The sequence below is a fragment of the Tundrisphaera macrotermitis genome (assembly GCF_051175315.1).
In the GTDB taxonomy this organism is placed as follows: Bacteria; Planctomycetota; Planctomycetia; order Isosphaerales; family Isosphaeraceae; genus Tundrisphaera.
In genome coordinates this window covers 3,294,046-3,318,386 of the sequence record NZ_CP195100.1, presented here as the reverse complement: position 1 = coordinate 3,318,386, position 24,341 = coordinate 3,294,046, and the positions used below count along the sequence as shown (strand labels likewise).

Sequence of the window (24,341 nt, the reverse complement as noted above, 5' to 3'; positions counted from 1 at the left end):
TCGGAGTGGATCGATGCAAGTGTTGGAACTTACTTGGACCCGAACGCCTTGCCGGCCTTGCGACGGACGACTTCGCCTTCGTAGCGGATGCCCTTGCCCTTGTAAGGCTCAGGGGGCCGGACTTTGCGAACGACGGCGGCGAACTGCCCCACGGCCTGCTTGTCGGCACCGGTGATGGTGATGTGCGTGGGGTCGGGGACGACGACGCTGACACCGGCCGGAGCTTCCAGGACAACCTGGTTGGCGAACCCGACCTGGAGAGCGACCGTATTGGCCTTCTTGAGCTGGGCCTGGTAACCGACGCCGACGATTTCCAGCTTCTTCGTGTAGCCGGTCGTCACGCCCTCGACCATGTTGGCGATCAGGCTGCGCGTCAGACCGTGGAGAGCGCGGTTCTCACGCTCATCATCATTGCGGGTAACGACGACCTGGCGGCCGGCATCATCATAGGTGACGCCAATGGAGTCACGATACTGATAGGCCAGCTTGCCTTTAGGACCTTCGACCTGAATGGTCGAGTCGGCCAGGGAAATCTTCACGTTGGCCGGGACAGCGACCGGCTTACGTCCAATACGGGACATGAGATCCTCATCCTCTCGCAATCGTGGGAACCGATGGAGCCGGGGCGGATCCGACCAGGGTCGTGATCGCGCAGGGCTGCGACACCGATGCGGGTCATGGGGCCGAATTAGTGAAGCAGCGCGAGGACTTCGCCGCCGACTTTCTCGGCGCGAGCACGGCGGTCACTCAGCACACCGCGAGGAGTGCTCAGGATCTGGATCCCCATACCCCCCAAGACCGGCCGAAGATCTTTGTAGCCCATGTAACGGCGACAACCAGGCTTGCTGACACGGTCGATTTTGGTGATCAGACGCTCGCCGTTCGGACCATACTTCATCTGAAGACGAAGGGTCTTGCTGGGAACGGTGTCGATCTCTTCAAAATCCCAGATGTAACCTTCTTCTTTAAGCACGGCAGCGATGCCACGCCGAATCTTGGAGGCGGGCATCTCCACGATGGGCTTTTCAATTCGGACGGCATTGCGGATGCGCGTCAACATGTCGGCGATCGGATCGGTCATCATGGCGGGGAGACTCGCACTTTCCACGGGTAATGCTCAGCCGACCCGAACCGATCGGGAGGGGTGACACATCGGCATGGAAAGACAATCAACGGGCGGGAGGGATGCTCACCAGCTGGCCTTCTTGACACCCGGGATCAGACCACGGGCGGCGAGATTGCGGAAGCAGATCCGGCAAATGCCGAACTTGCGATACACAGCGCGAGGACGCCCGCAGAGCTTGCACCGGTTGCGGTGCTGCACGGCGAACTTGCGGGGCGTCTGGGAGCGGATCATCTGAGCTTTGGTCGACATATCCCACCAGGTCTCGATGCGTCGATTGAGGTCGGAACGAACTTAGTTCCGTCCGCCGCGCTGCTGGGGTTGACGGAAGGGCATCCCGAACGAGCGGAGCAATTCACGAGCTTGGTCGTCATTCGGCGCGGACGTCACGATCGTGATGTCCATGCCCTGCGTGTGCTGAAGACGGTCGGCGTCGATCTCGGGGAAAACCACCTGCTCGGACAGGCCGAGGGTGTAGTTCCCGTGCCCATCGAAGCTATTGGGATTGACGCCCCGGAAGTCGCGAATACGAGGGAGGGCGATCGTCACGAGACGGTCGAGGAACTCGAACATGCGGCGGCCACGCAGGGTCACCTTGCACCCGATCTCGTTGCCTTCTCGGAGGCGGAAGCCCGCGACCGAGGTCTTCGCCTTGGTGACCATCGGCTTCTGGCCGGAGATCTTGGTCAGGCTATCGACGGCGGCCTCGATGAGCGCCTTATCCTGGGTGGCGCGTCCGACACCCATGTTAATGACGATCTTTTCGAGCTTCGGGATCGCCATCTTGTTCTTGACGCCGAACTTGGCGGCAAGCTCGGTTGCGACCGTCGTGTTGTAGTGGTCTTGCAAACGGGCCATGGAACTATACCTTTGCCGACGCAGGCCCTGGGAAAATGCGTGCGTCGAAAACTCCGAAACCGATGGGAAAAATCGCGGCCAGGTGGCCACGATCCGACGAGGATTCAGGAATTCGACTTGGCATGGTTGGCTTTGGCAGGCCCCACCAGGCCCAGAGATTCGCCCGAAAGCTTGCAATACCGCTCCTTCTGGCCCGACTCGGTGAAGCGGAATCCGACGCGAACGCCCCGCTTCAGGGTCGGGTTGTAGAGCATGACATTGGAAGCATCGATCGGCATCTCCTTGGAGAGCCGGCCACCCTGCTGATTCTTGGCACTCGGCTTGAGGTGCTTGTAGACCCGGTTCACACCTTCGACGACGATCTTGTTCTTCTGGGGGAAGGCCCGCAACACCTTGCGAGGCTCGGATCCCTTGTCGTCGCCCGTGATCACGACGACGAGATCATCTTTACGAATATACATGGAAGTGCCCGTGACGGTAGGAGACGGAGGTCGTGCTCAGACGACCTCGGCGGCCAGGCTGATGATCTTCATGAACTGGCGATCGCGGAGCTCGCGAGCGATGGCACCAAAGATCCGGGTGCCACGAGGATTCTTGTCGTTGTCGATCAGCACGACCGCGTTGCGGTCGAAGCGGACGTACGATCCATCAGCCCGACGGGTCGAGCTGCGGACCCGGACCACCACGCATCGAACGACATCGCCCGCCTTGACTTCACCGCCAGGGCTGGCTTTCTTGACGCTAGCAATGATCACATCGCCAAGACCGGCGATGCGCCGCTTGTAGTGCGACGCGCTACCGCCGAGGACCTTGAAGCACATGACTTCCTTGGCCCCGGTGTTATCGGCGACATCGAGTCGCGTTTGCATCTGGATCATGAGGCACCTAGGCGGGAAGAAGGCGAACGGTGGACCTTCGGGAACCCGGGTCCACCGGCAGACGGTTCAGGATTCCGACTTGGGAGCCTCGCCCTCGCCGGCCAGTGCCTGCTGGACACCGGGCCGAACGATGCGGACGATTCGCCAACGCTTGAGTTTGGACAGGGGCCGGGTTTCCATGATCTCGACGATGTCGCCCACGTGGGACTGGTTGACCTCGTCGTGGGCATGGCAGACGGTGCGGCGACGGAGGAACTTCCCGTACTTCGGGTGGGGCACGAGGCGGTCGACCTCGACCCGGCGGGTCTTGTCCATCTTATCGGAGGTCACGACGCCGATCTCGGTTTTCCGAGTGGATCGAGCGTCGGCATCGGTCGTCGGCTGGCTCATCGCGTCCCACCGGGGAGGAGTTTAGGAAGTCGGGACGAGGCTCGCCCGATCGCGTTCGATTTGACGCAAGCGGAGGATCGTCTTGATCCGGGCGATCTCACGCTTGGCCTTGATGATCTCGCTCGGGGCTTCGAGCCGCTCGGTCTCGCTCTGGAGGCGGAGACGAAACAGATTCGTCTGGGTCTCGTGGAGCAGGAGTTCCAGCTGCTCGTCGCCCTGTTCGCGAAGTTCGGATGGCTTGCTCATGGAAGATCTCGACCAGGCCGGTCAATCCGGGTTCAGAACGTGGGGCGTCGGGTCACGAATCGGCAGCGGACCGGAAGCTTGTAAGCGACGCGGGCCAGGGTGGCTCGCGCCAGCTCTTCGCTCACGCCGCCCAGTTCGTAGAGGACCGTTCCGGGCTTGACGACGGCGGCCCAGTATTCCACCTCACCCTTGCCCTTACCCATTCGGGTCTCGGCGGGGATCGAGGTCACGCTCTTCTGGGGGAAGATGCGGATGTAGAGTTTACCACCGCCCTTGACCGATTGGCTACCGACAATTCGGCCGGCCTCGATCGTTTGGGCGGAAATCTTCCCGGCTTCCAGAGTTTGGATTCCGTATTCGCCGAACGCGACATAATTGCCGCGGGTCGCGTTACCTTTTACGCGGCCTTTTTGGCTTTTTCGGAACTTGACTCGCTTGGGCATCAGCGGCATCGGACGAGCCCTCCACCTTCAAGTGATCACCTTGGTTGACCCACACCTTGACGCCGATGTGGCCCTGGGCGGTCTTGGCTTCCGCAAAACCGTAGTCGATCTTGGCCCGCAGGGTGCTCAAGGGGATCGACCCGAGGTTGGCAACCTCGGTCCGCGACATTTCGGAGCCACCGAGCCGCCCAGACAGTTGAATTTTGACGCCCCGGGCGCCGCCATCCATGGTCTGCTCGAGAGCCCGCTTCATCGTGCGACGAAAGCTCGAGCGCTTCTTGAGCTGCTCGGCGATGTCCTCGCTGATCAATTGGGCTTCGAGCTCAGGACGGGAAACTTCCTGAATCTTGATCTCGATACGACGACCGGTCAGCCCCTGGAGTTCTTCCTGGAGCTTTTCGACCTCGGCGCCCTTGCGGCCGATGATCACACCCGGACGGGCCGTGAACAGGAGGACCGTGACGGCGTCGCGAGTCCGCTCGATCTCGATCCGGGGAATGCCAGCATAGCTGTACTTCCCCTTGATGAACTTGCGGATTTTGAAATCTTCGACGAGCAGGTCGGAGAATTCATGCTTGGAGGCGTACCAACGGCTCCGCCAATCTTCCATGATCCCGACGCGGAAGCCGGTCGGATTGATCTTCTGGCCCATCGAGTGGTCCTCCGGCGGTTAGGCCCGGTCCTCGCCCGCGCCGACGGTCGCGCCACGGGATAGATATGATTCCAGATCAGTCAGGCCGATGATGATGTGCGAGCTGCGGCGGCGAATCATGTACGCCATGCCGCGGGCCCGGGGCATCAGCCGCTTGAACATCGGCCCGCCCTCGCCCCGGGCATCCGAGATGATCAGGTCGCCGGCGGACCGGACTCCCTTGTCCTCGGCGTTGGCCATGGAGCTTTTCAGGACCTGCTCGATCATCCGGGCCCCACGATTGGGCATATAGCGGAGGATGTCGAGGGCGTCATCGGCATACTTGCCTCGGATCAGGTCCAGGAGCGGCAGGAGCTTCCTGACGGAGATCCGGGCGAATCGGTGTGAGGCGTGATAGGAAGGCATGTGTACTCAAGGACTCGCGACTCCGGACCTGAATCCGAGGCGAAATGCCCCGGAATCAACCAACCCGGCGTTCCCAGTCCTCCCCTTGTGGTCTGTGTCCAGAGTCCCCAGTCCCGAGCCTCTCACGGCAAGCTCAACGCTTGCCCTTGGTCGACTTACCGCCGTGGCTCCGGAAAGTCCGCGTCGGTGCGAATTCGCCGAGCTTGTGACCGACCATGTCTTCGGTCACGTACAACTTGATGAAATTCCGCCCATTGTGGATGGCGAAATTCTTGCCGATGAACTCGGGCACGATGGTGCAAGCACGAGCCCAGGTCTTGATCGGTTCGCGATTTCCACTGGCATCCGCCCGGTACACCTTCTCGAGCAAACGCTCGACGACGTACGGGCCTTTCTTCAACGAACGTCCCATGAAACTCCGGTCCCCGGACCCCTCGGGGTCAAACGCCCCGACTGGCGGGGCGGTGGTGTCGAACGACGTCGCGACAAAGATTGAAGTAGGTGGCGATGGCCCGACGAATCGGGCCCATGATCAGAGCTTGAGCTGCCCGTAACGGACGCTCCGGCGACGGCGGATGATCGCGGAGTTCGACGGCTTGCGACGACGACGGGTCTTGCCGCCCTTCGCGAGCTTGCCGGTCGGCGAGCACGGATGACGACCGCCGGAGGTGCGTCCTTCGCCGCCACCCATCGGGTGATCGACAGGGTTCATGGCGACGCCACGAACGTGCGGGCGACGGCCGAGCCAACGCTTGCGGCCCGCCTTGCCGAGGACGATGTTCATGTGGTCGGCGTTGCCGACCGTCCCGACGGTGGCACGGCACGCGGCCGGGATCCGCCGCACCTCGCCCGAAGGCAGCGTGATCTGGGCCCAGGTCCCTTCGCGAGCCGTCAGGGTCGCGGAGACGCCCGCGGAGCGGCAGAGCTTGGCCCCGCCGCCCGGCTGCATCTCAAGGTTGTGGATCGCCATGCCGGTCGGGATCCGCGACAGGGGCAGGCAGTTGCCGACCTTGGGGTCGGCGGTCGGCCCGCTGGTCACGGTCATGCCCGCCTTGAGGCCTTCGGGGGCGATGATGTAGCGCTTGACGCCGTCGGGGAACACCAGGAGGGCGATCCGGGCCGAGCGATTGGGATCATACTCGATATGCGTCACGGCGGCCGGGATGCCGTCCTTGTCGTTACGCTTGAAGTCGATGATCCGATACATCCGCTTGTGGCCGCCACCACGATGCCGCGCGGTGATGAAGCCCTGATTGTTCCGGCCGCCGGTCTTCTTCAGCGGCTCGGTCAGGCTCTTCTCGGGCTTCTTGTTCTTGTCGGTCAGCTCGGAGAAGTCGCTGACCGAGGCATTTCGTCGGCCGGGACTGGTCGGCTTGTAGTAGCGGATACCCATCGCGAACGCATCCTTCTTCGCCTGCGAACGTCGAGCCGTCGGCCGCCCGCGCCCGACGACAGGAGCAGGCCCGGCATCGCCTCCACGGCGAGGCCCTGGGGTCAATAAAAGTCGATACGATAATCGTCGTGGAGTGCGACGATCGCCTTCTTCCAGTTCCGCATCCGCCCGAGCTTGAGCCGATACCGGCGGACCTTGCCGCGGCGGTTCTGGGTCCGGACGTCCGCCACCTTGACGTTGAACAGGGCCTCGACGGCCTGCTTGATCTCGGTCTTGTTGGCGAGCGAGTTCACTTCGAAGGTGTAGGCGTTGTGGCGTTCCGAAAGGTGAGTCGCCTTTTCGGTGATCAGCGGGCGGAGGATGACCTGGTAAGGCTCCAGGGCCGGCCCGGATCGGACATACTGCGGGGGGCGATAAAGCGTCACCATGAGATCAGACCTCCGAAGCGGCCGGGGCCGGCGTGGCGGCCGGACGTCGGGCGGGTTTCTGCTTCACCCGTTCCTTGAGGACGGCGAGCGCCTCGCGGGTCAGGATGAGATAGCGTTGCTTGAGCACGTCGTAGGTGTTGAACTCGGCCACCGGGGCCGCTTCCACGCCTTCGATGTTCCGGACGCTCCGGTAGAGGAGCGGGTCGTTGCCGGGCAGCCCGATCAGGATCGAGCGGCCGTCCAGGGTGCGGCGGAGGGCCGACGCCTTGGTCTCGCCGGCGACCGGGGCGGCTTCCGCCTCGGGCAGGTCGGGGCGGCGGATTGACCGGAGGGCCTGGGCGACGATCTTGGTCTTCGGGGACCCTTCGGGGGCCAGCCCATCGATGATGATCGCCTGGCCGTCCTGGAACTTCGAAAGGATCGCCATCCGGATCGCGGCCCGGACGGCCTTCTTCGGGATGGAGTAGCGATAGTCGCGGTTGCGGCGGGCGAAGGCGACACCGCCACCCTTCCGCTTGTTGGTCCGCTTCGAGCCGGCCCGGGCGTTGCCGGTCCCCTTCTGGCGAAACAGCTTCTTGCCCGACCCGGCGACATCGGCCCGGCCGCGCGTGTTGACGGTGCCCACGCGACGAGCGGCGAGGTGCATGAGCACGACGTCGTGGAGCAATTGCTTGTTCACGGCGCCACCGAAATCGACCGGATCGATCGACTCGTCGGCGACCTTCTCGCCTGCCGCGTTGTAAACCGGGACGCTCAGCATGTTTCCATCCACTCCCCGATCGCCACGCGGCCCGAACTGGGCAACGGCGTGGGACCCTCGGGTGATCCTCAGACTTTGTTGGTTTGCCGGACGGTCAGGTAGCCGCCGTTGGGTCCCGGGACCGCCCCTCGGATCAACAGCAAATTATTGTCGAGGTCGACGCGGACGACCTTCAGGTTCTTCACCGTGATCCGGGCGTTGCCGTACTGGCCCGGCTTGCGGATCCCCTTGCGGGTGTGGGCGGGGTCGGCACTCGGGCCCGAGGAGCCCGGGTGGCGGTGCATCCGCTTGACGCCGTGGCTGGCCCGGAGGCCCTTGAAGCCGTGACGCTTCACCACGCCCGAGAAGCCACGGCCCTTGCTGGTGCCGATGACGTCGACGCGGCCGATCTCGTTGAAGACCTCGACCGTCAGGGTCTGCCCTTCGGCCACCCCTTCGGCCGGAGATTCCTGGCGAATCTCGCGAACATATCGCTTGGGTTCGGCCTCAACCTTCTTGGCGTGGCCGCGTTCGGCCTGGGTGGCGCTCTTTCGCTTCTTGTCGTCGAAGCCGAGCTGGACAGCGTGATAGCCATCGCGCTCGGCGGTCCGCACCTGGAGGACCGTGCACGGGCCACATTCGAGGACGGTCACCGGGACCGCCGTCCCGTTCGCCTCGAAGATCTGAGTCATGCCGACTTTGCGGCCAAGGAGTCCGACACGCATGAATAGGTTCTCAAACGATCCGCTCGAAGGGCCCGCCACGACGGGGCCGAGGCGGCCACCCTGGGATCTTCAACGGAGACCTGGTCCGGTCTCACACGCACGAAATTGGTTCACGAAACCCGAACCATCGCCGATCAACCTCCCGAGGGGGAGGCCTTGATCTTGATGTCAACGCCCGCCGGGAGGCTGAGCTTGTTCAGGGCGTCGATTGTCTTGTTGGTCGGTTGAACGATGTCGATCAGCCGCTTGTGGGTGCGGATCTCGAACTGCTCGCGCGACTTCTTGTCGATGTGCGGGCCGCGAAGCACCGTATAGCGCTCGATCCGAGTCGGCAAGGGGATCGGGCCATGCACGATGGCTTCGGTCCTCTTGGCGGTGTCCACGATATCCTTGGCGGATTGATCAAGGATCGTGTGATCGTAAGCTTCCATACGGATGCGGATTCGTTCGTTGCTGATCCCGGCCACGCTTGAAATCCCCTCTTTCGATCGTCGGACCGAGCTTCGTCATCGTTCCGACCCCGCTCAGGACGACGTTCGCGGGGAAAGTAAGAAAGTACAGGCAGTCCTCTCCCGAGTCAACGGGAGTTCCTGGGTTTTTACCCTGGGAGACACAACTTGCGCCCGCCGGCACCGGACCCCGGGCCGGCCTCCCCTCCGCCGGCCCTCAGGGCTTCGGGACGACCAGCCGGAGGGCGGCCGGAACGAGTTCGATCCGGACCGGCGTCTCCCCGATGATCTCGCCGTCGGCCTGCACCGGCAGGGGCTTTTCGCTGGCGATGGAGATCGTCTTCCGCGACTCGACATAGCGGATGTGGGGACTCTCGTTGTGCCGCCCCCGGGCGACCATCCAGAACAGCTGGGCGTAGTGCCAGAGGTTCCGGGCCCGGACGATGCAAATGGAAAGTCGGCCGTCGTCCGGCCGGATGCCGGGCCCCCATCGATAGGGGGGCTGCCCCAGCATCCCGACGTTGGCGACCACGATCTCCGAGGCCCGGACGACCAGGGTGCGGTCGTCGGCGGTGATGGTGAAGCGTCGCGGCTGGAACCCGAGGAGCTGCCCGAAAGCGGTCCAGAGGTAGGCCGCCCGGCCGAACATCCGCTTGGCCCCGTCCTTGGTGTCGCGGATCATCAGGGCGTCGATGCCGACGCCGACCTGGGTGAAGTAGTGATGACCGGCGACCTTCATGGCATCGATGCGGGCGATCGATTCGGGGTGATCGAGGAGGGCGGCGGCGGGGAGCGGCGACGTCCCGTCGGGCTCGACAGGCAGGCCCATCTCCCGCGCCAGGACGTTGGTGGTCCCCATCGGGAAGATGGCCAGGGACGCGTCGGTGCCGGCCAGGACGTCGGCCACGGAGGAGACGGTGCCGTCCCCGCCGGCCGCGACGACGAGGCGGACGCCACGCCCCAGGGCTTCCCGGACGACGGCGTGGAGATCGTCGCCTTCCTTCAGCTCATACTCGTCCAGCTCGCCGCTGGCTTTCCGGTCGGCAATCGCGCGTCGCGCGGTGTCGACCGAAGCGGTGCCCGACCTGGGGTTGAGGATCACGAGCCACGGGGCGTGATGGCCCGTTTCGTCGCGTACCATGCGGGGTTGCTCTCCCGATCCGGGAAGACCATCGAGGGGGGTGCCATGGGCCGGCGGCCATGATACCACAACTTTCGGGCCAACCTGCGGAGCGGGAGGGGTTCGCATCGACCACTTAAGCCACACGCCAGTACCCGGCGTACGGGGCGAATGGGCCGATCCATTCGTTCACTGGCCGGCGGACAGCGATCCCGAGGGGCTGCCCCGGATCGCCATGCCGGCGGGCAGCGGGCGGGCGGCGACGGTGAACCCCCGCTCGTGGAGGTCGTCGCGGAGCCGGCGATAGAGCGAGAAGCCGTCCGGGTAGATCCACATCGTGATCGTGTCCCGTTCGGGGTTGAGCCGGCGGATCGCCCGCCCGAATTCCGAGGAGGTTGACCGGGTCATCTCGTAGGGCTCGCCGCGGTTCTCCCCCTCGGGGATGACTTCCCAGCTCTGGAGGGTATAGGTGACCTCGCGGGCGTCGAGCAGGTCGGAAAGGTCGTCGGAGATCGCGCGGGCCATCCGGTAGCGGAGCGAGAACGACCCCACCGGCCCGACCAGGGCGGCGATCGCCCCTCGGGTCGCCCCGCCGCCGATCCTGAGCCGGAGCCGGGCGTCGGCCTTCACCTGGTCCACCAGGCGGTCCAGGTCGATGAACGCGACGCGGTTGCGGCGGACCTCGAAGTGGTATTCGGTCCCCTCGGTCGGCTTGGCCACGGCGCTCTTGGCCAGCAGGGCCTTGGCCTTGGGGGCTTCCACCTTATCCAGGGCCACGACCTCGCCGGCGAGCCGATCGCGCTCCGCCCGGAGGATTTGGGCCTTGGCCGAGGCCGCCTGGATCCGCGCACTCGGGTCGCGGACGCGATGGACCAGGGTGCGACTCTTCGCCGCCTCGGCGGCGGCGCGGGTGGTGGCCACCTCCAGCGATCGGGCGGCATCCGCCAGGCGGGCATCGGCGCGGGCCCGGTCCCGGCTGGCGGCATCGAGGGCCTGCTCGGCGCGGGCGACCGCCTCGCGATCGACCTGGGGCGGGGCCGGCGGGGGCGGCGGGGCCGGGGCCTCCTCCCGTGCCGGCCTGGCGGGGCTCGGCCGGGGCGGCGCGGCCACCACGACGGGCCGGGGTGCCGTCGCCGGCTCGGTACGGGGAGCTTTCGGCGTCCGGACCTCCCCCCGGCGGAGGACCAGCCCCGCGACCGCCCCGAGCACGAGGAGGACCAGGAGCGGGCGGGCCAGGATCCGCGCGAAGGATTCGGCCGAGGCGGGGGCGGCACGGTCCGGGCGGGGCGGGTTGGGGTCGATCATCACCAGGACTCCGATGGCAGCGCGGCCACGGGATCGGGGCCCACCACCTGCAAGTTCGTCGGCCAGTTGAGGCCCGACATCCAGAGTTGGCCCTTCGCCGAGCGATAGGTCGCCTCGCCCCCCGGCTGGACCAGGAATCGGACCCGGGGCTCGATCCGCGAGTACGGATCGTCGTGCCTCTGCTCGCTGACCAGGCCCTTCAACTGCTGGATCAGCAGCCCATCCCTCGAATCGAGCGCCTGGGCGGTCACCCGGTAGCCGCCGGGGTGGATCGTCGCGCCGTGGGGGCCGCAGGCGACGACCAGTTCGAAGGGCCGGTCGACGACCGTCCCGGGCGAGGTGAAATCGGTCGGGGACTTCTCCCCGCTCCCGCCCGACTGTCCCTGCCCCTGGCCCGGCGCCCCCGATGGATCGCCCGCGGCGAGGCCCGACCCCGACGCTGATGCCCCGCTCGCACCTCGCGACGAGCCCGATGGCGTGCCGGACTCCCCTCCGGATCGGGACAGGTCCGGTCGCCCGGCCGGCTCGCCAATCCCCGAGCCGAGGCGAGGTGACGCCGGGACCGATCGTGGGACGAACCCGCGTCGCTCCGCGATCTCGCGGGCCGAGGGGAGCGAAGGGATCCCGGAGACGGCGGCCTCCGCCTCGGCGTCGGATTCGGCCTCGACGCCCGGCCGGCTCGCGGCGCGACTCGCCCCCGGGCCGGGTTTGGGAGGCCAGACGAACGCGACGCCGGGGTCGGCGGAGGCGTCGTCCCGTTTCGACCCGCCGGGCTGCCCCGCCTCTCCGGCGAGTTGCCGGTCGGCCGAGGCCTCGCCGTTCGCTTCGCGGGCCGTGGCGGGCTCGGGAGAAGTCCCGCCCGGTTCGAGCCCTTCGCCGGCGGCCAGATCCGAGGCCCCGGAGGCGGTCCGGGGCTCCCGGGCCATCGTACCCGGCCCGCCCGACCCGACCCGCGTCCCGGCCGTCTTGGTCCCGCCGAGGGACGGGTCGACCGTCGGGGCGGCCGAAAGGTCGGAGTTTCCCCCCGCCGGGTGATGGCCTGGCGGTTGGAGCGAATTCGGATGGTCGGCGGACCCGCCAGATTCGAGGGCGGGGGGCACCAGGGAGCCGGGCTGATCGGCGAAGTTGCCCGCGGACGGGCCCGACCCGGCGAAGCGGCCCAGCCGGGGCATGGTCCAGACGAACTCATCGGCCTTTTCCGACCCGCGGGGGCCGGCCACGCCGCCTCGTCGCGAATCCGGGCGGGAGGGCGTGGCCGGATCGCGGCCGAATCCGGACGCCGGCCGGCCCGACGCCAGCGGGACGTCGGCCTTCCGCTTCGGCGCCGAACCATCCCAGGTCGAGATTTCATCGAGGTCGGGGAAGTCGACCGCCTCGTCGGACTCGACGAGTTCGTAGCCGAAGGTGATGCTCAGCGGCTCCAGGCGGCTCCGCGCCTCGTAATAGGGCCGAATCCCGTCGGGGCGGATCAGGAAGAAGATGTACGGCACGATCGGGGCTCCATCGGGGCCCCGTTCACCCTGGAGGCGGACGGCCTCGCGGATCACGGCCGACACGAACGGGTTGGAGGAGGGGCCGTACCCCTCGGAGAGTTCGAGCAGGCCGAAGGCAATCCCCCTGGGCTGGATGATCGCCTGACCGTTGCGGCACTCGACCGCGATCGGCCTCCGCCAGGTGCCATTCGGGCCCTTGTGCGGCAGGATCGCGGAACTCGGACGCGCATTGGCCTGGGCGACCACGCGTTTGGCGGCATCGCGGCGTTGGGCCAGGACGTCACGCTCGGCGGCCATCACGGCGATCTGGCGCTCCACCCCCTTCGCCTTTGCGTCCAGGGCGTCCAGTTGCGAGCGAACCAGCGACTCGCGCCGCCGCAGACGCTCCGCCTCGACTTCCGCCTCGCGTCGGGCTTTTTCCAGGGCTTCGGCCTTCCGATCGGCCTGGGTCGCCGCCTCGCGTTGCTCCGCCTCGGCCGCCGCGATCGGGGCCAGCACCTTCGGCGTCGGATCTTCGGGCGGGGGCGGTGGCGGCGCCGGCGGTTCCGGGGCGGGTTCCGGCTCGGGATCCGGTTCCGGGGCCGGGACCGGTTCCGGCGCGGCGATCGTCGGCGGGGCCGAGGTCGCGACCACCAACGCGGGCGCGTCGGCCGGCGGCGCCGCCGACCGGCGATGCACCAGGATCAGCAGGCTCCATGCCCCGGCGAGGGCGACCAGGACCATCGCCAGGAGGACCAGTTCGGCCCCGATCCCCGCCCGAGGACGTCTCATTGAGGTCGGGCCTCCCCTGCCCATCCGCGCGTCGGCTTGCTTCGTCCAGGGAGAAACGTCGGCCGGGTGCGGACGGGGACTTGAACGAGTTTCGATGCGGGCCCCTTGCGTCGGCCCCCGGGCCACGCCACCCTGGCCTCACCCCGAACCCGGGGGTCGGACGTTCGCCCCACCCCGCCCGAGGCCACGATCATGACCGTCGCCGCCCTCGCGTTGTCCCTGGCCGTGCTATCCGTCGCGGAGCCGGCCCGGCCCAATCTGGTCGTCTTGCTCTGCGATGATCTGGGATATGGAGACCTGGGCTGCTTCGGCCACCCCCGGATCCGGACCCCGAACCTCGACGCCCTGGCGCGGGATGGGGTCCGCCTCACCGCGTTCTATGCCGGGGCCCCGGTCTGCTCCCCGTCGCGGGCGGCATTGTTCACGGGGCGTAATCCCAACCGCGTGGGCATCCGGGACTGGATCCCCCAGGATTCGGGCATCCACCTGCCGCGGGGCGAGGTCACCCTGCCCCGCCTGCTCCAGCAGGCCGGCTACACGACCTGCCTGTCCGGCAAGTGGCACCTCAACAGCAAGTTCGACGGGAAGGAGACGAACCCGGGCGACTTCGGCTTCGACCACTGGTTCGCGACCCAGAACAACACCGACCACTCCGCCCCGAAGAACTTCGTGCGGAACGGCAAACGGGCGGGCCCGCTCGCGGCCCACGCGTCGCAGGTGGTGGTGGATGAGGCGATCGACTTCATCGGCAAGGCCGGCGACCGACCGTTCGCCGTCTTCGTCACCTTCCACGCCCCTCACGAGATCATCGAGACCCCGGAGGCCTACCGGGCGATGTACGCGGACGAGGCAGATCCCACGGTCAGGGACTACTACGGGAGCGTCTCGCTCGTCGACCACGAGGTCGGCCGGCTCCTCGCGACGTTGGACGCGAACAACCTGCGCGAGAAGACTTTGGTCCTGTTCACCAGCGACAACGGGCCGGAGGGGCTGAAGCGTTACCCCAAAGCGGTCCATTCGCACGGCTCGGCCGGCCCGCTCCGCGGTCAGAAGTTGTCGATGTACGAGGGGGGGATCCGGGTCCCGGGCATCGTCCGCTGGCCGGGCCGGGTCCGCGCCGGCACGGTTTCGGACGAGCCCGTGGCCTTCTTCGACCTCCTGCCGACCCTGTGCGCGGCGACCGGCACCCCGGTCCCCGACCATCTCGGGCTGGACGGGGTCGATGCCCGGGCCGCCCTGGAGGGGAAGGCCGTGGAGCGTCCCCGGCCCCTGGCCTGGCAATACGACCGGGCGATCGGAGGGCCTCCGTGGACCCTGGCCGTGAGGCAAGGGCCGTGGAAGCTGCTCGCCGACGCCGGTATGAGGGAGTTTGCCCTCTACGATCTCGTCGAGGATCCGGCGGAACGCCGGGACCGCGCCTCGGATCGGCCGGATCTGGTCGAGGCCCTGAAACGCGGCCTCCAGTCGGCCCAGCTCCCGGTCGCCCCGTGACCCGATGGCGGGATCGCCCCGGCCGTCAGGCCGTCGCGACCGCGCGGCGGCGGAGGGCGGCCCCGCCCAGGCCAGCGAGCCCGGCGAGCGAGCACAGGACGAGGCTGGAAGGCTCGGGGACGGAGGCAGGCTGGAAGGTGACATTCAGGCGGGGCGCTGTGAACGAGACCCCGCCCGTCATCCCGTTGTAGGCACCGAAGGAATCGACGGTGAACATGAACGCGACCGCCGGAACGCCGGCCTTCGCCAGGGTCCGGATGAAGCCCGCGTCGAGGGAGAGGGGCTGGCCCGTCGACGGGTTGTCGATGACTTCCCTGAGGGTTGCGTTGGAGACGAGCCCCCCCCCGACGTAATCGGATGCGCGTGCGTCGACCGTGCCGGAACCGTAACCGAAGACTTCCACGCCGCCGGAATAGAAGCCGTTGGCGACGGAGAAATCGAGCGTCGCGGCGGTGATGTCGGCACCGGCCAGCGAACCCAGGTTGAACTTGACCAGGAATCGCGTGGATTGGGCCGTGGTGACCTGATTGAAACGGCCGTAGAAAAACTGGGATCCGGTGGTGAAGGGGCCGCTGGCGTTCTGAGACTCGAAGTAGGTCGTCGTCGCGATGGGCCCCGGGGTGAATTCCGTCGTGACGGTCTGGCCGACGCTCCCGGAGGGATTGATCGCGACGAATGCCGCCCCGGCGGGCCGATCGGCGAAAAGGCACAGGGTGATCAGGCCGGTCAGCAAGATCCGAGCGGAAATCATGGCCATCTCCGGATTCGATATCAAAGCGATGGGGCCGGCCGGCGCGAGGGCGCAGGCGACCACCCCACACAATTAAATAAACTTTAACGTCTTCATAAAGCTAGGGATTGTACAGGACCGGCCCGGCGGTTTCGAGCCGAAAGGTCGCGAATTCGCCGCCATGATGCATATCGTCACCATGCATGCAATCCCGGTTCCGCCGATCGGGTCGGGCCGCGAACCCGGCGCCGGGAAACCCGCGGCGGCAGATGGCCTCGAAGTCCGGGAGGCTGTTCTGGTAGGATGGTCGCGGGGTTGATGGGCCGGATGACCGCTCCGGCGCCGGTCGGGGTGGAAACACCCCGGCGGGGGCATGCCGGGGAGGAAAGTCCGGACTCCGCAGGGCGCGGTGGTGGGTAACGCCCACCGCCCGGAAACGGGTAGGGACAGTGCCACAGAAAACAAACCGCCTCGGCCGTCGCAAGGCGGTCGCGGTAAGGGTGAAACGGTGAGGTAAGAGCTCACCAGCGGGGCGGGTGACCGCCTCGGCTCGGTAAACCCCACCGGGAGCAAGACCAAATAGGGGAGCAGCGTCGAGGTCGGGGCCGCGAGGTCACGGCCGAGGCTCGCGGGCCGGCCCGGCCCGTTACGACTCCCGGGTAGGTCGCTGGAGGCGGCGGGCAACCGTCGCCCGAGAGAAATGGTCATCCGGAAGTTCGCTTCCGACAGAATCCGGCTTACAGGCCCATCAACCCCTCCCCTCCCCCTTTTTCCCGATCGTCCGGTTCGCCATTCCGCCGATCTTACCGTAAAGGGAACTTGCCGACCGCTCCTTCGCCAGCTATGATGGATGCATTCGGTGGCTCGTCCCTCTCGGGCCCCCACGTCTCCTGCGCGAGCAAGGAGGAGCGTCACATGGATCAGGAAATTCAGGTCACCGGGGCGATCGTCGATTCGTGGCTGGAGCGGGCCCATCTTTCCGGCTCCGGCTCGCGTCTGGTCCTGCAAGTCGCCCCGTCCGGCCACCCCAAGGACCTGATGATCGTGGAGGCCGAGGCGCACCTCGTCCCCGATCGCGGCTGGCTCCAGGATCTGGGCGAGAACCTGTGCCATGGGCTGCCGGTCTCCGCGGTGGGCCGGCTGACCCTGTCCGGCCTCTTTTCGGCGACCGAGATCCGCCTGGCGCCCTGATCGGCCGGCCGGGAAATCGCCCCGCCCCTTGACCCTGCCAGGTTGCACCTCTACAAACTCCTTGTAGACTGTCTCTGGCGTACGGGGCCATCGCTGGTCGCCGGGCAGGCGGCCCGAACGCATGTGGCTCGCCTCGGATCGGTTTCTGCCCGCCCCGGATCGTGAAGTTCTATGTCGCAGACACTCCGCGCCCCCCGCGTTTACAAGAGCGGGACGATCGCCCGCATCATCGAAGGCCTTCGCTACGGCGGGGGCGTCGGCCAGTGGTCATGGTTGGCCCATCGGCTGAGCGGGCTCGGCATCCTGTTCTTCCTGATCGTCCACATCACCGACACGTTCTTCGTGGTGTTCGCCCCCGACTGGTATGACCATACGGTGGCGATCTACGGCGGGATCTGGTTCGACGGGAATTATTACTGGCAGCTCCGGTGGTTGTTCCGGATCGCGGAACTCGGGCTGATCGCCTCGGTCGTCTTCCATGCCGTCAACGGGGTCGGCGTGATCCTCTACGACCTCTGGTCGAAGGGGGCGGAGAACCGGCGGGGGATCGTCGTCGCGGTGCAGGTCGTCTTCTGGGCGATCATGCTGATCACGACGCCGATCGTGCTCTACCCGCTCCGCAAGGCCCCCGACACCGTGGCCGATGTCCAGGCGGATCGCCCGGCCCTCGACAAGCCGGTCGCCACCACGCCCGCCCCGGGCCGCTGATCCCCGCCCGGGATCCGAATCACCTCCAGGCGAGATGGGTATCGACATGGCATCGCGATCGATGAGCCGACGCATCCGGCCGAGCGGCGGCTATGAACTGTTCCTGTGGTACTTCATGCGAATCTCGGGCCTGGTGCTCGTGTTCCTCGCGGTCGGCCACCTGTTCATCATGCACATCCTGAACAACGTCGAGACCATCAACTACGCGTTCGTCGCCAGCCGCTGGACGGCCCCCCGGACCGGGTGGATCTGGCGGCTCTGGGATGCCGCCCTGATCAGCCTGGCCGTGATCCACGGGTTCAACGGGCTGCGGCAGATCCTCTACGAATACCTCGGCGCCCGCGGGCGCGTCCTGGCCGGGACCGTGATCTGGGGCCTGTGCGCCTTGTTCATCGGGGCCGGGGGCTATTCGATCCTCATGTTCGAGAAGGACGAAGAGCACATCCGCAAGCATCCGTTGAAGGTCGAGCGGACCACCGACGAGATGCCGGGTCCGGCCGCGATCCCCCCGGCCGAGCGCTAGACCAACCCCATTCCCACGCTCACGACGGGTCGCATGAATTACCATCGTTTCGACAGCATCATCGTCGGGGCCGGCGGCGCCGGCATGATGGCCGCGCTGGAATCCAGCAAGCGCGTGGGCACGGCGGTCGTCAGCAAGCTCTACCCGACTCGGTCCCACACCGGGGCCGCCCAGGGCGGCATCGCCGCGGCGCTGGCCAACCTGGAGAACGACTCCTGGGAGAACCACGCCTACGACACGATCAAGGGCGGCGACTTCCTGGTCGACCAGACCGCCGCCGAGATCCTCTGCCGCGAGGCCGTGGAGTGCATCTACGACCTCGAACACATGGGCCTGCCGTTCGACCGCACCGCCGACGGCCGGATCTCCCAGCGCCGGTTCGGCGGCCACACCAAGCCCAACCCGATCTATGACAAGGGCGCGGCCCCCGGCACCGACGCGGCCAAGCCCCGCATCCCGGTCATGCGGGCCTGCCACGCGGCCGACCGCACCGGCCACATGATCCTGCAGACGCTCTACCAGCAGTGCATCAAGCAGGGCGTCACCTTCTTCGACGAGTTCCACATGCTGGACCTCGTCATGGAAGACGGCGAATGCCGGGGCATCGTCGCCCTGGAGATCGCCACCGGCCAGCTGCACACCTTCCAGGCCAAGAGCGTCCTGATCGCGACCGGCGGGTTCGGCCGGATGTTCAAGGTGTCGTCCAACGCCTACGCCCTGACCGGCGACGGGCCCGCGATCGCCTACCGCCACGGCCTGCCGCTGGAGGACCTGGAGTTCTACCAGTTCCACCCCACCGGCATCTATCGCCTGGGCATCCTGCTCAGCGAGGCGTGCCGGGGCGACGGCGGCGTGATGTTCAACGGCAAGGGGGAGCGCTTCATGGAGAAGTACGCCCCCAACCTCAAGGACCTCGCCAGCCGCGACGTCTGCTCGCGGTCGATCTACCAGGAAGTGCGGGCCGGGGCCGGCATCAACGGCAAGGACTACGTCTACCTCGACATCCGCGCCGAGACGATCAACAAGTACAAGACCAGCCCGACCGGCAAGGACGTGGACAGCGCCTGGGTCGAGCATCGCCTGCCGGACATCATCGAATTCGCCCGGACCTATCTCGGCGTCGACCCGATCCGCGAGCCGATGCCGATCCAGCCCACGGCCCACTACGGCATGGGCGGGATCCCGACCGATGTCGAAGGCCGCGTGATCCGCGATGCCTATAATACCCCGGTGCCGGGCCTCTACTCGGCCGGCGAGTCGGCGTGCGTCAGCGTCCACGGGGCCAACCGGCTCGGCACGAACAGCCTGGTCGACCTCGTCGTCTACGGCCGGAGGGCCGGGCGGGCGATGGCCGAGTACGCCTCGACCCGGAAGTTCGCGGCCATGCCCGCCAACCCCGAGGCCCCGACCAAGGCGGCCATCGACGGCCTCCTGTCCCGCCCCCGCACCGAGCCCTGGGTCCGCATCCGCGACCAGATGCAGCAGACCATGATGGACGACTGCGGCGTCTACCGGACCGAGGAGACCCTGACCAGGGCCCGCGACGTCCTGGTCGGCCTCAAGGAGCGGTACCAGAAGCTCGGCGTCCAGGACAAGGGGACGGTGTTCAACACCAACCTCCTGGAAGTCCTCGAACTCGGCTGCCTGCTGGACGTGGCCCAGGCCACCGTCGCCGGGGCCCTGGCCCGCCAGGAGAGCCGCGGCGGCCACTCGCGCGAGGACTTCCCCGACCGCGACGACGACCGCTTCTTCCGCCACAGCCTGATCTATCGCGAGGGGGAGAACGGGACCCGCGTCGACTACAAGGATGTCGACGTCATCACCGTCGAGAAGGACGGCCAGCAGGTGTCCAAGTACCCCCTCGAAATCCGCAAATATTAAGAAGAGGGGCGACCGATCATGGCCACGTCCGTCGAGGCGACGCGCAAGCTGACCGTCAAGATCAAGCGGTACAACCCCGAGATCGACGACCAGCCGCACTGGGAGCAGTATCAGATCGAGGCCGAGGGGCACGACCGCGTCCTCGACGTGATCCAGCAGGTGAAGTGGGAGAAGGACGAGACGCTCGGCCTCCGCCGGTCGTGCGCCCACGGCGTCTGCGGGTCCGACGCGATGCGGATTAACGGCACCAACGGGCTCGCCTGCAAGATCCTGGTCAAGAACCTCAGGTCGGACACCCTGACGCTGGAGCCGATCCTCGGCCTGCCGGTGATCAAGGACCTGATCGTCGACATGAAGCCGTTCTTCGACCACTACAAGGCGGTCATGCCGTTCCTGATCAACGATGAGCCGGCCCCGACCACCGAGCGGCTCCAGTCGCCCGAGGAACGGGCCCGGTTCGACGACTCGACCAAGTGCATCCTCTGCGCCTGCTGCACCACGGCCTGCCCCCCCTTCTGGGGTGACCAGAAGTATGTCGGCCCGGCGGCGATCGTCAACGCCCACCGCTTCATCTTCGACTCCCGCGACCGCGGGGCCGCCGAGCGCCTGGAAATCCTCAACGATGCCGAGGGCGTGTGGCGCTGCCGCACCGTGTTCAACTGCACCACCGCCTGCCCGCGCGACATCCCGGTCACGCAGACCATCTCCGAGGTCAAGCGGGCCCTGATCACCGGCGACCTCGAAATGCCCGAGGTCGTCACCATCGGCGGCTGAGCCCCGCCGAAGTGAGCATCAACCGACGGGCCGGCCCTGCGACATCGCGGGCCGGCCCGTTGCATTTCCACCCTCGCCGCTCGGCCCGATCCTCTCATCCCCATCCTATATTGGAGGGAAGCGATGATGGGGGGAGCGAGTCGGCTTCAACTCTCGATCCCTGTCCGGTCCGGGTGGCCGTGGCCGGCTTGCCACCCACACCCAACCGGATGGAATGGCCCGTCCCAAACGAAGCCAATCCGCCGGCGTCGAGGACTCCCAAACGAAGCCAATCCGACGAATGCCCTTGATCCCAAACGAAGCCAAGCCGGGGCGCGGACGGGCCTCACCCCGGTTCCCAAACGAAGCCAATGACGATCCCGGCCGGTCCTCGCCCGCTTGACGAAACGAACCCAATGCCCGGGTCGATCGACCACCGGGCTCGCGACGTAACTTCTTTGCCGGCCTGACTCAGAACGCACTGCCGCAGAGGATCCGGACGTTGGCATAGGGGGTGAACTCGGCCGTGCGGATGATCCCCTTGACGCCCAGGGACTGTTCCTTGAACTCGTGGTGGGGGACCTCGTCCACGTCGATGTCGCCGACGATCTTCTGGATCTCCTGGTACAGCTTGGGGCTATACTCGTTGATCTCGGTGGCCACGGCGATCGACTCGATCACCAGTTCCTCGGCCACGGCGCGGAGGACGTCGAGGAATCGGGGGATGCCGGGGGTCAGGGTCAGGTCGATGACGTGTCCGTCCGGGGGGAGCGGATATCCGGCATCCACGATCAGGAGTTCGTCGAGATGACCGAGTTCCGCCAGGAGAGAGCAGATCGCGGGGTTGAGGATGCCACCTTTTTTCATCGGACCTGATCCCTGTCGGCGGGCGTGGGCGACGGGTCGCCGGGCCGGCCAGAATCGAGCGCAAGACACGGACTGCTGACACCAAGTCGGGTAGTATACCCGCTGGCCGCGATCGACTCCACCCCACGGATGCCCCCCCGTTCGGCGGGCCCAACCCCTTGGCCGGAGGGCGTTTTTGATGATGCGGACGACCGGGCGGATGCGGTGGTGGTGGCTGGCCCTGCCGGTGCTCGCGGGCGTCGGCGCCGATCCGGCGGCCGACCAGGGCCCGGCCCAGCCCCCCACTCCGGCCGCCATGCCGACCTCGTTGCGCGACCCCAGCCTGGAAACGCTCCGCCAGGCCGGGGTGGCCTGGGAAATCCGGACCGGCCCCGAGCGCACCGTGGTCGATCAGGTCTGCCTGGTCCCGGACGTCCCGACCTTCCTGGAGGTGATCGCCACCTGGGACCGGACCCGGTACTTCCCGGTCCTGTTCGACGACGTCGAGTCGTCGTTCCGGTTCATCCGCGCCTTCAAGCCCGCCCGGATCATCCGCTATCCCCGGGCGGTCGCCCCGGTCCCGGAGGCCCAGCTCTGGTCCCGGGCGACGGCGGCGGTCGGGGCGTCGTGGAAGCCGGGCGGCCCGGGGTCGGCCAAGGCCCCCCCGATGGATGGCGGCTCCGCCCCGGAAGGGATCGGCGCGACGCCCCCCGGCGTCGTCCTCTCCTCGCCCGACGCCCCGATGCTGGCGGGGGCCGTGGCCCTGGCCGCGGGCCGGTTCCAGCCCCTGGCCCGGCTGACCACCCCCCGCAAGTTCCCCGAGATCCTGACCGGCGAGCAGGCCCGGACGTTTTGCCAGATGGCCGAGACGGTCATCGGCGGCCGGGTCATCGAGTACCGCCGGCTGGGCGACGCCTGCGACTTCATCACCCTGGCGGGCGACTGGCCCTACCGCTACCGGGGCGACGACGGGCAGGTCGACGCGGTCGATGACCTGATCGGCCGATCTTCCGGGAACCACGTCCGGTGGGCCTATGCCGGGCGGCTGCTGGGGGAATCGGCCGATAGCGCCTACCGGGCGATGTGCAGCCTGTTCCTCCAGCCCGAGTCGGCCCTGATGTTCAACGGGTACGCCGAGGACGCCCCCCCCTGGTCGGATTATGCCACCCGGCTGGCCGCCACCCGCTTCTCGGCGGTGGTCCCGACCCATCAGGTCTCGGGGACGGACCGGGCCTCGATCCACGGCTGGCACGACGCCTTCGGGGCGGAGAACCCACACGGGCTGGTCTGGGTGAACTCGCACGGGTCGCCGACCGTCTTCAACCTCCAGGGGGGGCCGGCCTCCGCGGCCGACATCCCCCGGGGGGTGCCGACGGCGGTGGCGATGATCCACAGCTTCTCGTCGGCCGACCCCACCAACCCGGACACCGTGGCCGGCCGGTGGCTGGCCAACGGGGCGTTCGTCTTCTACGGGTCGGTCAACGAGCCCTACCTCCAGGCGTTCCGCACCCCGTTGCTGATCGGCGACCTCCTCGGCGAGAAGATCCCCATGGCCGCCGCCGTCCGCAAGACGATGGCCGAGGCCTACGGCCAGCCGTGGCGGCTGATCTACCTGGGCGATCCCCTCTACCGGGTCCATGCCCGGGTCGGCGGGAATGACCGGACCCGACACTGGATCGCCACCTCCGCCTGGCCCCGCTACCAGGAGGCGGCCCGGCCCGGACCCGGCAATGACGAGGCCCTGCTCACCTGGGCCTTGCAGGCCGCCCTGTCCCGGTTCCAGGCCGAGGGGCCCCCGCCCTCCCCGGCCCGGACTGATCTGGCCGAGGCCCTCCTGGGAATCCGCCGCGACCGGATCTCGGCCCCGTTCCGGCCGGTCCACGACGCCTTGCTCGCCGAGATCCTGCTGACGGCCGATCGCCGTCCCGAGCTGCTGGCGAAGCTCGATCAGGTCCCGCCGATCGAGCGGACGCCCGACCTCCGGCGGCTCCGCGAGACCTGCCTGGCCATCGAACTCGACCGGGCCATCGCCCGGGACGCCCACGACCAGGCGCGGGCCGTGTGGGCCTCGATCATCGGGTCGGACGCCTCGCGCGAACTCAAGGAGCAGTCCACGGCCCGGGTCGGCAAGCTGAACGACGCCGCGGGCCGGCGCGCGGCCTGGGCCGGATCGCTGCGGGAGGGGCTCCGCCTCGGCCCACGCCCGCCCGAATCCGAGATCATCGCGGCCGAGTTGAGGAGGATCGGCGAGTCCCCACCGCCCTGATGGCCCGGAGTCAGCCGGGGCCGGGATCGAGGCGATCTTCGAGGCCTCGGGTCCGGTCGGTGTGGGCCACGAAGCAGAAGGTGCCCGAGCTGGTGGCGACCAGCGTCCCCGACTCGGTCCGCAGTTCCCCCTGGGCCACGGCGGTCGACCGGCCCAGGTGCTTGATCGTGCTGGAAGCGATCAATGTCTCGGCCGGGAATGCGGGCCGGATGTAATTGATGTTGAGCTGGACGGTCACCGCGTAATACTCTTCTGGGGCCCGGCGGCTCACGTCGAGCCCCATCACCGAGTCGAGCAGGGTGGCGATCATTCCGCCGTGGACGATGCCCAGGCTCCGGAGGTGTTCGGGGCCCGGCCGGAGGATCAGCCGCCCTTCGCCGTCGCTGGTCGCGCCCAGCCGTTCCAGGAACGTCCGCCGATCCCCGCTCGCCGCGTCCTGCCCGGTTCCCGCTTCGATCATCTCAACCCTCATCGATCCGCGATCCCGCCTTGCCGATTCGACCCGCCAGTATAAGGAGGCACGCGATCGGGCGC

The 24,341-nt window shown here is 67.4% G+C and carries 30 protein-coding genes and 1 other RNA gene; 8 read left to right on the top strand and 23 right to left on the bottom strand.

Going from position 1 to position 24,341, the window contains the following annotated elements:
* Positions 1-29: 29 nt before the first annotated feature.
* The 20 genes from rplF to TA3x_RS13290 form a co-directional block, all read right to left on the bottom strand.
* Positions 30-581 carry a 50S ribosomal protein L6 gene (gene rplF, locus TA3x_RS13385; protein WP_435021999.1) on the bottom strand — a complete coding sequence of 184 codons (552 nt, stop codon included), beginning with the start codon at positions 579-581 and terminating at the stop codon, positions 30-32.
* Between the two features lie 107 nt (positions 582-688).
* On the bottom strand, positions 689-1,084 hold the full coding sequence (gene rpsH / locus TA3x_RS13380) for a 30S ribosomal protein S8 (RefSeq protein WP_435021997.1): 396 nt from the start codon (positions 1,082-1,084) through the stop codon (positions 689-691).
* Positions 1,085-1,189: 105 nt separating this feature from the next.
* Entirely contained in the window at positions 1,190-1,375 is a 186-nt protein-coding gene (locus TA3x_RS13375; RefSeq protein WP_435021995.1) for a type Z 30S ribosomal protein S14, read from the bottom strand.
* 42 nt (positions 1,376-1,417) lie between these two features.
* On the bottom strand, positions 1,418-1,981 hold the full coding sequence (rplE, locus tag TA3x_RS13370) for a 50S ribosomal protein L5 (protein WP_435022358.1): 564 nt from the start codon (positions 1,979-1,981) through the stop codon (positions 1,418-1,420).
* A 104-nt stretch (positions 1,982-2,085) separates the two neighbouring features.
* Positions 2,086-2,442, bottom strand: a complete 357-nt coding sequence (gene rplX, locus TA3x_RS13365) for a 50S ribosomal protein L24 (RefSeq protein WP_435021993.1) — start codon at positions 2,440-2,442, stop codon at positions 2,086-2,088.
* Positions 2,443-2,478: 36 nt separating this feature from the next.
* Positions 2,479-2,859, bottom strand: coding sequence for a 50S ribosomal protein L14 (gene rplN / locus TA3x_RS13360; RefSeq protein ID WP_435021991.1), 381 nt, complete (start codon positions 2,857-2,859; stop codon positions 2,479-2,481).
* A gap of 66 nt (positions 2,860-2,925) precedes the next feature.
* The gene (gene rpsQ / locus TA3x_RS13355) at positions 2,926-3,249 is read right to left on the bottom strand and encodes a 30S ribosomal protein S17 (RefSeq protein WP_435021989.1); all 324 of its coding nucleotides are present in this window, start codon (positions 3,247-3,249) and stop codon (positions 2,926-2,928) included.
* A 21-nt stretch (positions 3,250-3,270) separates the two neighbouring features.
* Entirely contained in the window at positions 3,271-3,495 is a 225-nt protein-coding gene (gene rpmC, locus TA3x_RS13350) for a 50S ribosomal protein L29 (protein WP_435021987.1), read from the bottom strand.
* Between the two features lie 32 nt (positions 3,496-3,527).
* The gene (gene rplP / locus TA3x_RS13345) at positions 3,528-3,947 is read right to left on the bottom strand and encodes a 50S ribosomal protein L16 (protein ID WP_435021985.1); all 420 of its coding nucleotides are present in this window, start codon (positions 3,945-3,947) and stop codon (positions 3,528-3,530) included.
* Positions 3,886-4,590, bottom strand: coding sequence for a 30S ribosomal protein S3 (gene rpsC / locus TA3x_RS13340; protein ID WP_435021984.1), 705 nt, complete (start codon positions 4,588-4,590; stop codon positions 3,886-3,888). The genes rplP and rpsC overlap by 62 nt, the downstream gene beginning before the upstream one ends.
* A gap of 18 nt (positions 4,591-4,608) precedes the next feature.
* Positions 4,609-4,995, bottom strand: a complete 387-nt coding sequence (gene rplV, locus TA3x_RS13335) for a 50S ribosomal protein L22 (protein WP_435021982.1) — start codon at positions 4,993-4,995, stop codon at positions 4,609-4,611.
* A gap of 133 nt (positions 4,996-5,128) precedes the next feature.
* The gene (rpsS, locus tag TA3x_RS13330) at positions 5,129-5,407 is read right to left on the bottom strand and encodes a 30S ribosomal protein S19 (RefSeq protein WP_435021980.1); all 279 of its coding nucleotides are present in this window, start codon (positions 5,405-5,407) and stop codon (positions 5,129-5,131) included.
* 120 nt (positions 5,408-5,527) lie between these two features.
* Positions 5,528-6,388 carry a 50S ribosomal protein L2 gene (gene rplB, locus TA3x_RS13325; RefSeq protein ID WP_435021978.1) on the bottom strand — a complete coding sequence of 287 codons (861 nt, stop codon included), beginning with the start codon at positions 6,386-6,388 and terminating at the stop codon, positions 5,528-5,530.
* 101 nt (positions 6,389-6,489) lie between these two features.
* Positions 6,490-6,816: a 50S ribosomal protein L23 gene (gene rplW, locus TA3x_RS13320; protein WP_435021976.1), complete on the bottom strand. Its 327-nt coding sequence runs from the start codon at positions 6,814-6,816 to the stop codon at positions 6,490-6,492.
* A 4-nt stretch (positions 6,817-6,820) separates the two neighbouring features.
* Positions 6,821-7,576, bottom strand: a complete 756-nt coding sequence (rplD, locus tag TA3x_RS13315; protein WP_435021975.1) for a 50S ribosomal protein L4 — start codon at positions 7,574-7,576, stop codon at positions 6,821-6,823.
* 68 nt (positions 7,577-7,644) lie between these two features.
* Positions 7,645-8,280, bottom strand: a complete 636-nt coding sequence (gene rplC, locus TA3x_RS13310) for a 50S ribosomal protein L3 (RefSeq protein ID WP_435021973.1) — start codon at positions 8,278-8,280, stop codon at positions 7,645-7,647.
* Between the two features lie 134 nt (positions 8,281-8,414).
* Positions 8,415-8,747, bottom strand: a complete 333-nt coding sequence (gene rpsJ, locus TA3x_RS13305; protein WP_435021971.1) for a 30S ribosomal protein S10 — start codon at positions 8,745-8,747, stop codon at positions 8,415-8,417.
* Positions 8,748-8,946: 199 nt separating this feature from the next.
* Entirely contained in the window at positions 8,947-9,870 is a 924-nt protein-coding gene (locus TA3x_RS13300) for a diacylglycerol/lipid kinase family protein (protein ID WP_435021970.1), read from the bottom strand.
* A 168-nt stretch (positions 9,871-10,038) separates the two neighbouring features.
* A complete protein-coding gene (locus TA3x_RS13295) occupies positions 10,039-11,154 on the bottom strand; it encodes a hypothetical protein (protein WP_435021968.1) in 1,116 nt (371 codons plus the stop codon).
* On the bottom strand, positions 11,154-13,418 hold the full coding sequence (locus TA3x_RS13290; RefSeq protein WP_435021967.1) for a hypothetical protein: 2,265 nt from the start codon (positions 13,416-13,418) through the stop codon (positions 11,154-11,156). Before TA3x_RS13290 ends, TA3x_RS13295 begins: the two co-directional genes overlap by 1 nt.
* A 192-nt stretch (positions 13,419-13,610) precedes the next feature.
* On the opposite strand from TA3x_RS13290, the gene TA3x_RS13285 reads away from it, so the two are divergent.
* Entirely contained in the window at positions 13,611-14,909 is a 1,299-nt protein-coding gene (locus TA3x_RS13285; protein WP_435021965.1) for a sulfatase family protein, read from the top strand.
* A gap of 25 nt (positions 14,910-14,934) precedes the next feature.
* On the opposite strand, the gene TA3x_RS13280 is transcribed toward TA3x_RS13285, so the two are convergent.
* Positions 14,935-15,660, bottom strand: a complete 726-nt coding sequence (locus TA3x_RS13280; protein WP_435021963.1) for a PEP-CTERM sorting domain-containing protein — start codon at positions 15,658-15,660, stop codon at positions 14,935-14,937.
* 294 nt (positions 15,661-15,954) lie between these two features.
* Here TA3x_RS13280 and rnpB point away from each other — a divergent pair.
* The 6 genes from rnpB to TA3x_RS13250 all read left to right on the top strand — a co-directional run bounded on the left by rnpB (position 15,955) and on the right by TA3x_RS13250 (position 20,716).
* An RNA gene (gene rnpB / locus TA3x_RS13275) (RNase P RNA component class A) lies at positions 15,955-16,395 on the top strand.
* 159 nt (positions 16,396-16,554) lie between these two features.
* The gene (locus TA3x_RS13270; protein WP_435021961.1) at positions 16,555-16,830 is read left to right on the top strand and encodes a hypothetical protein; all 276 of its coding nucleotides are present in this window, start codon (positions 16,555-16,557) and stop codon (positions 16,828-16,830) included.
* 171 nt (positions 16,831-17,001) lie between these two features.
* The gene (locus tag TA3x_RS13265; RefSeq protein ID WP_435021959.1) at positions 17,002-17,538 is read left to right on the top strand and encodes a succinate dehydrogenase, cytochrome b556 subunit; all 537 of its coding nucleotides are present in this window, start codon (positions 17,002-17,004) and stop codon (positions 17,536-17,538) included.
* 61 nt (positions 17,539-17,599) lie between these two features.
* Positions 17,600-18,061, top strand: a complete 462-nt coding sequence (locus TA3x_RS13260; RefSeq protein ID WP_435021958.1) for a succinate dehydrogenase — start codon at positions 17,600-17,602, stop codon at positions 18,059-18,061.
* 33 nt (positions 18,062-18,094) lie between these two features.
* Complete coding sequence (sdhA, locus tag TA3x_RS13255; protein WP_435021956.1) at positions 18,095-19,942, top strand: succinate dehydrogenase flavoprotein subunit; 1,848 nt, start codon at positions 18,095-18,097, stop codon at positions 19,940-19,942.
* An 18-nt stretch (positions 19,943-19,960) separates the two neighbouring features.
* Positions 19,961-20,716: a succinate dehydrogenase iron-sulfur subunit gene (locus TA3x_RS13250; protein WP_435021954.1), complete on the top strand. Its 756-nt coding sequence runs from the start codon at positions 19,961-19,963 to the stop codon at positions 20,714-20,716.
* A gap of 450 nt (positions 20,717-21,166) precedes the next feature.
* On the opposite strand, the gene rbsD is transcribed toward TA3x_RS13250, so the two are convergent.
* The gene (gene rbsD / locus TA3x_RS13245; protein ID WP_435021952.1) at positions 21,167-21,562 is read right to left on the bottom strand and encodes a D-ribose pyranase; all 396 of its coding nucleotides are present in this window, start codon (positions 21,560-21,562) and stop codon (positions 21,167-21,169) included.
* A 178-nt stretch (positions 21,563-21,740) separates the two neighbouring features.
* Here rbsD and TA3x_RS13240 point away from each other — a divergent pair, with 178 nt between their 5' ends.
* A complete protein-coding gene (locus TA3x_RS13240; RefSeq protein ID WP_435021950.1) occupies positions 21,741-23,807 on the top strand; it encodes a hypothetical protein in 2,067 nt (688 codons plus the stop codon).
* Between the two features lie 10 nt (positions 23,808-23,817).
* Here TA3x_RS13240 and TA3x_RS13235 read toward each other — a convergent pair whose 3' ends face one another.
* Positions 23,818-24,267 carry a PaaI family thioesterase gene (locus TA3x_RS13235; protein WP_435021948.1) on the bottom strand — a complete coding sequence of 150 codons (450 nt, stop codon included), beginning with the start codon at positions 24,265-24,267 and terminating at the stop codon, positions 23,818-23,820.
* Positions 24,268-24,341 lie beyond the last annotated feature (74 nt).

Bases quoted from the DNA above. Each gene is read 5' to 3' on its own strand.
- rplF (WP_435021999.1), bottom strand. From the start codon at position 581: ATGTCCCGTATTGGACGTAAGCCGGTCGCTGTCCCGGCCAACGTGAAG.
- rpsH (WP_435021997.1), bottom strand. From the start codon at position 1,084: ATGATGACCGATCCGATCGCCGACATGTTGACGCGCATCCGCAATGCC.
- TA3x_RS13375 (WP_435021995.1), bottom strand. From the start codon at position 1,375: ATGTCGACCAAAGCTCAGATGATCCGCTCCCAGACGCCCCGCAAGTTC.
- rplE (WP_435022358.1), bottom strand. From the start codon at position 1,981: ATGGCCCGTTTGCAAGACCACTACAACACGACGGTCGCAACCGAGCTT.
- rplX (WP_435021993.1), bottom strand. From the start codon at position 2,442: ATGTATATTCGTAAAGATGATCTCGTCGTCGTGATCACGGGCGACGAC.
- rplN (WP_435021991.1), bottom strand. From the start codon at position 2,859: ATGATCCAGATGCAAACGCGACTCGATGTCGCCGATAACACCGGGGCC.
- rpsQ (WP_435021989.1), bottom strand. From the start codon at position 3,249: ATGAGCCAGCCGACGACCGATGCCGACGCTCGATCCACTCGGAAAACC.
- rpmC (WP_435021987.1), bottom strand. From the start codon at position 3,495: ATGAGCAAGCCATCCGAACTTCGCGAACAGGGCGACGAGCAGCTGGAA.
- rplP (WP_435021985.1), bottom strand. From the start codon at position 3,947: ATGCCGCTGATGCCCAAGCGAGTCAAGTTCCGAAAAAGCCAAAAAGGC.
- rpsC (WP_435021984.1), bottom strand. From the start codon at position 4,590: ATGGGCCAGAAGATCAATCCGACCGGCTTCCGCGTCGGGATCATGGAA.
- rplV (WP_435021982.1), bottom strand. From the start codon at position 4,995: ATGCCTTCCTATCACGCCTCACACCGATTCGCCCGGATCTCCGTCAGG.
- rpsS (WP_435021980.1), bottom strand. From the start codon at position 5,407: ATGGGACGTTCGTTGAAGAAAGGCCCGTACGTCGTCGAGCGTTTGCTC.
- rplB (WP_435021978.1), bottom strand. From the start codon at position 6,388: ATGGGTATCCGCTACTACAAGCCGACCAGTCCCGGCCGACGAAATGCC.
- rplW (WP_435021976.1), bottom strand. From the start codon at position 6,816: ATGGTGACGCTTTATCGCCCCCCGCAGTATGTCCGATCCGGGCCGGCC.
- rplD (WP_435021975.1), bottom strand. From the start codon at position 7,576: ATGCTGAGCGTCCCGGTTTACAACGCGGCAGGCGAGAAGGTCGCCGAC.
- rplC (WP_435021973.1), bottom strand. From the start codon at position 8,280: ATGCGTGTCGGACTCCTTGGCCGCAAAGTCGGCATGACTCAGATCTTC.
- TA3x_RS13300 (WP_435021970.1), bottom strand. From the start codon at position 9,870: ATGGTACGCGACGAAACGGGCCATCACGCCCCGTGGCTCGTGATCCTC.
- TA3x_RS13295 (WP_435021968.1), bottom strand. From the start codon at position 11,154: ATGATCGACCCCAACCCGCCCCGCCCGGACCGTGCCGCCCCCGCCTCG.
- TA3x_RS13290 (WP_435021967.1), bottom strand. From the start codon at position 13,418: ATGAGACGTCCTCGGGCGGGGATCGGGGCCGAACTGGTCCTCCTGGCG.
- TA3x_RS13285 (WP_435021965.1), top strand. From the start codon at position 13,611: ATGACCGTCGCCGCCCTCGCGTTGTCCCTGGCCGTGCTATCCGTCGCG.
- TA3x_RS13280 (WP_435021963.1), bottom strand. From the start codon at position 15,660: ATGATTTCCGCTCGGATCTTGCTGACCGGCCTGATCACCCTGTGCCTT.
- TA3x_RS13270 (WP_435021961.1), top strand. From the start codon at position 16,555: ATGGATCAGGAAATTCAGGTCACCGGGGCGATCGTCGATTCGTGGCTG.
- TA3x_RS13265 (WP_435021959.1), top strand. From the start codon at position 17,002: ATGTCGCAGACACTCCGCGCCCCCCGCGTTTACAAGAGCGGGACGATC.
- TA3x_RS13260 (WP_435021958.1), top strand. From the start codon at position 17,600: ATGAGCCGACGCATCCGGCCGAGCGGCGGCTATGAACTGTTCCTGTGG.
- sdhA (WP_435021956.1), top strand. From the start codon at position 18,095: ATGAATTACCATCGTTTCGACAGCATCATCGTCGGGGCCGGCGGCGCC.
- TA3x_RS13250 (WP_435021954.1), top strand. From the start codon at position 19,961: ATGGCCACGTCCGTCGAGGCGACGCGCAAGCTGACCGTCAAGATCAAG.
- rbsD (WP_435021952.1), bottom strand. From the start codon at position 21,562: ATGAAAAAAGGTGGCATCCTCAACCCCGCGATCTGCTCTCTCCTGGCG.
- TA3x_RS13240 (WP_435021950.1), top strand. From the start codon at position 21,741: ATGATGCGGACGACCGGGCGGATGCGGTGGTGGTGGCTGGCCCTGCCG.
- TA3x_RS13235 (WP_435021948.1), bottom strand. From the start codon at position 24,267: ATGATCGAAGCGGGAACCGGGCAGGACGCGGCGAGCGGGGATCGGCGG.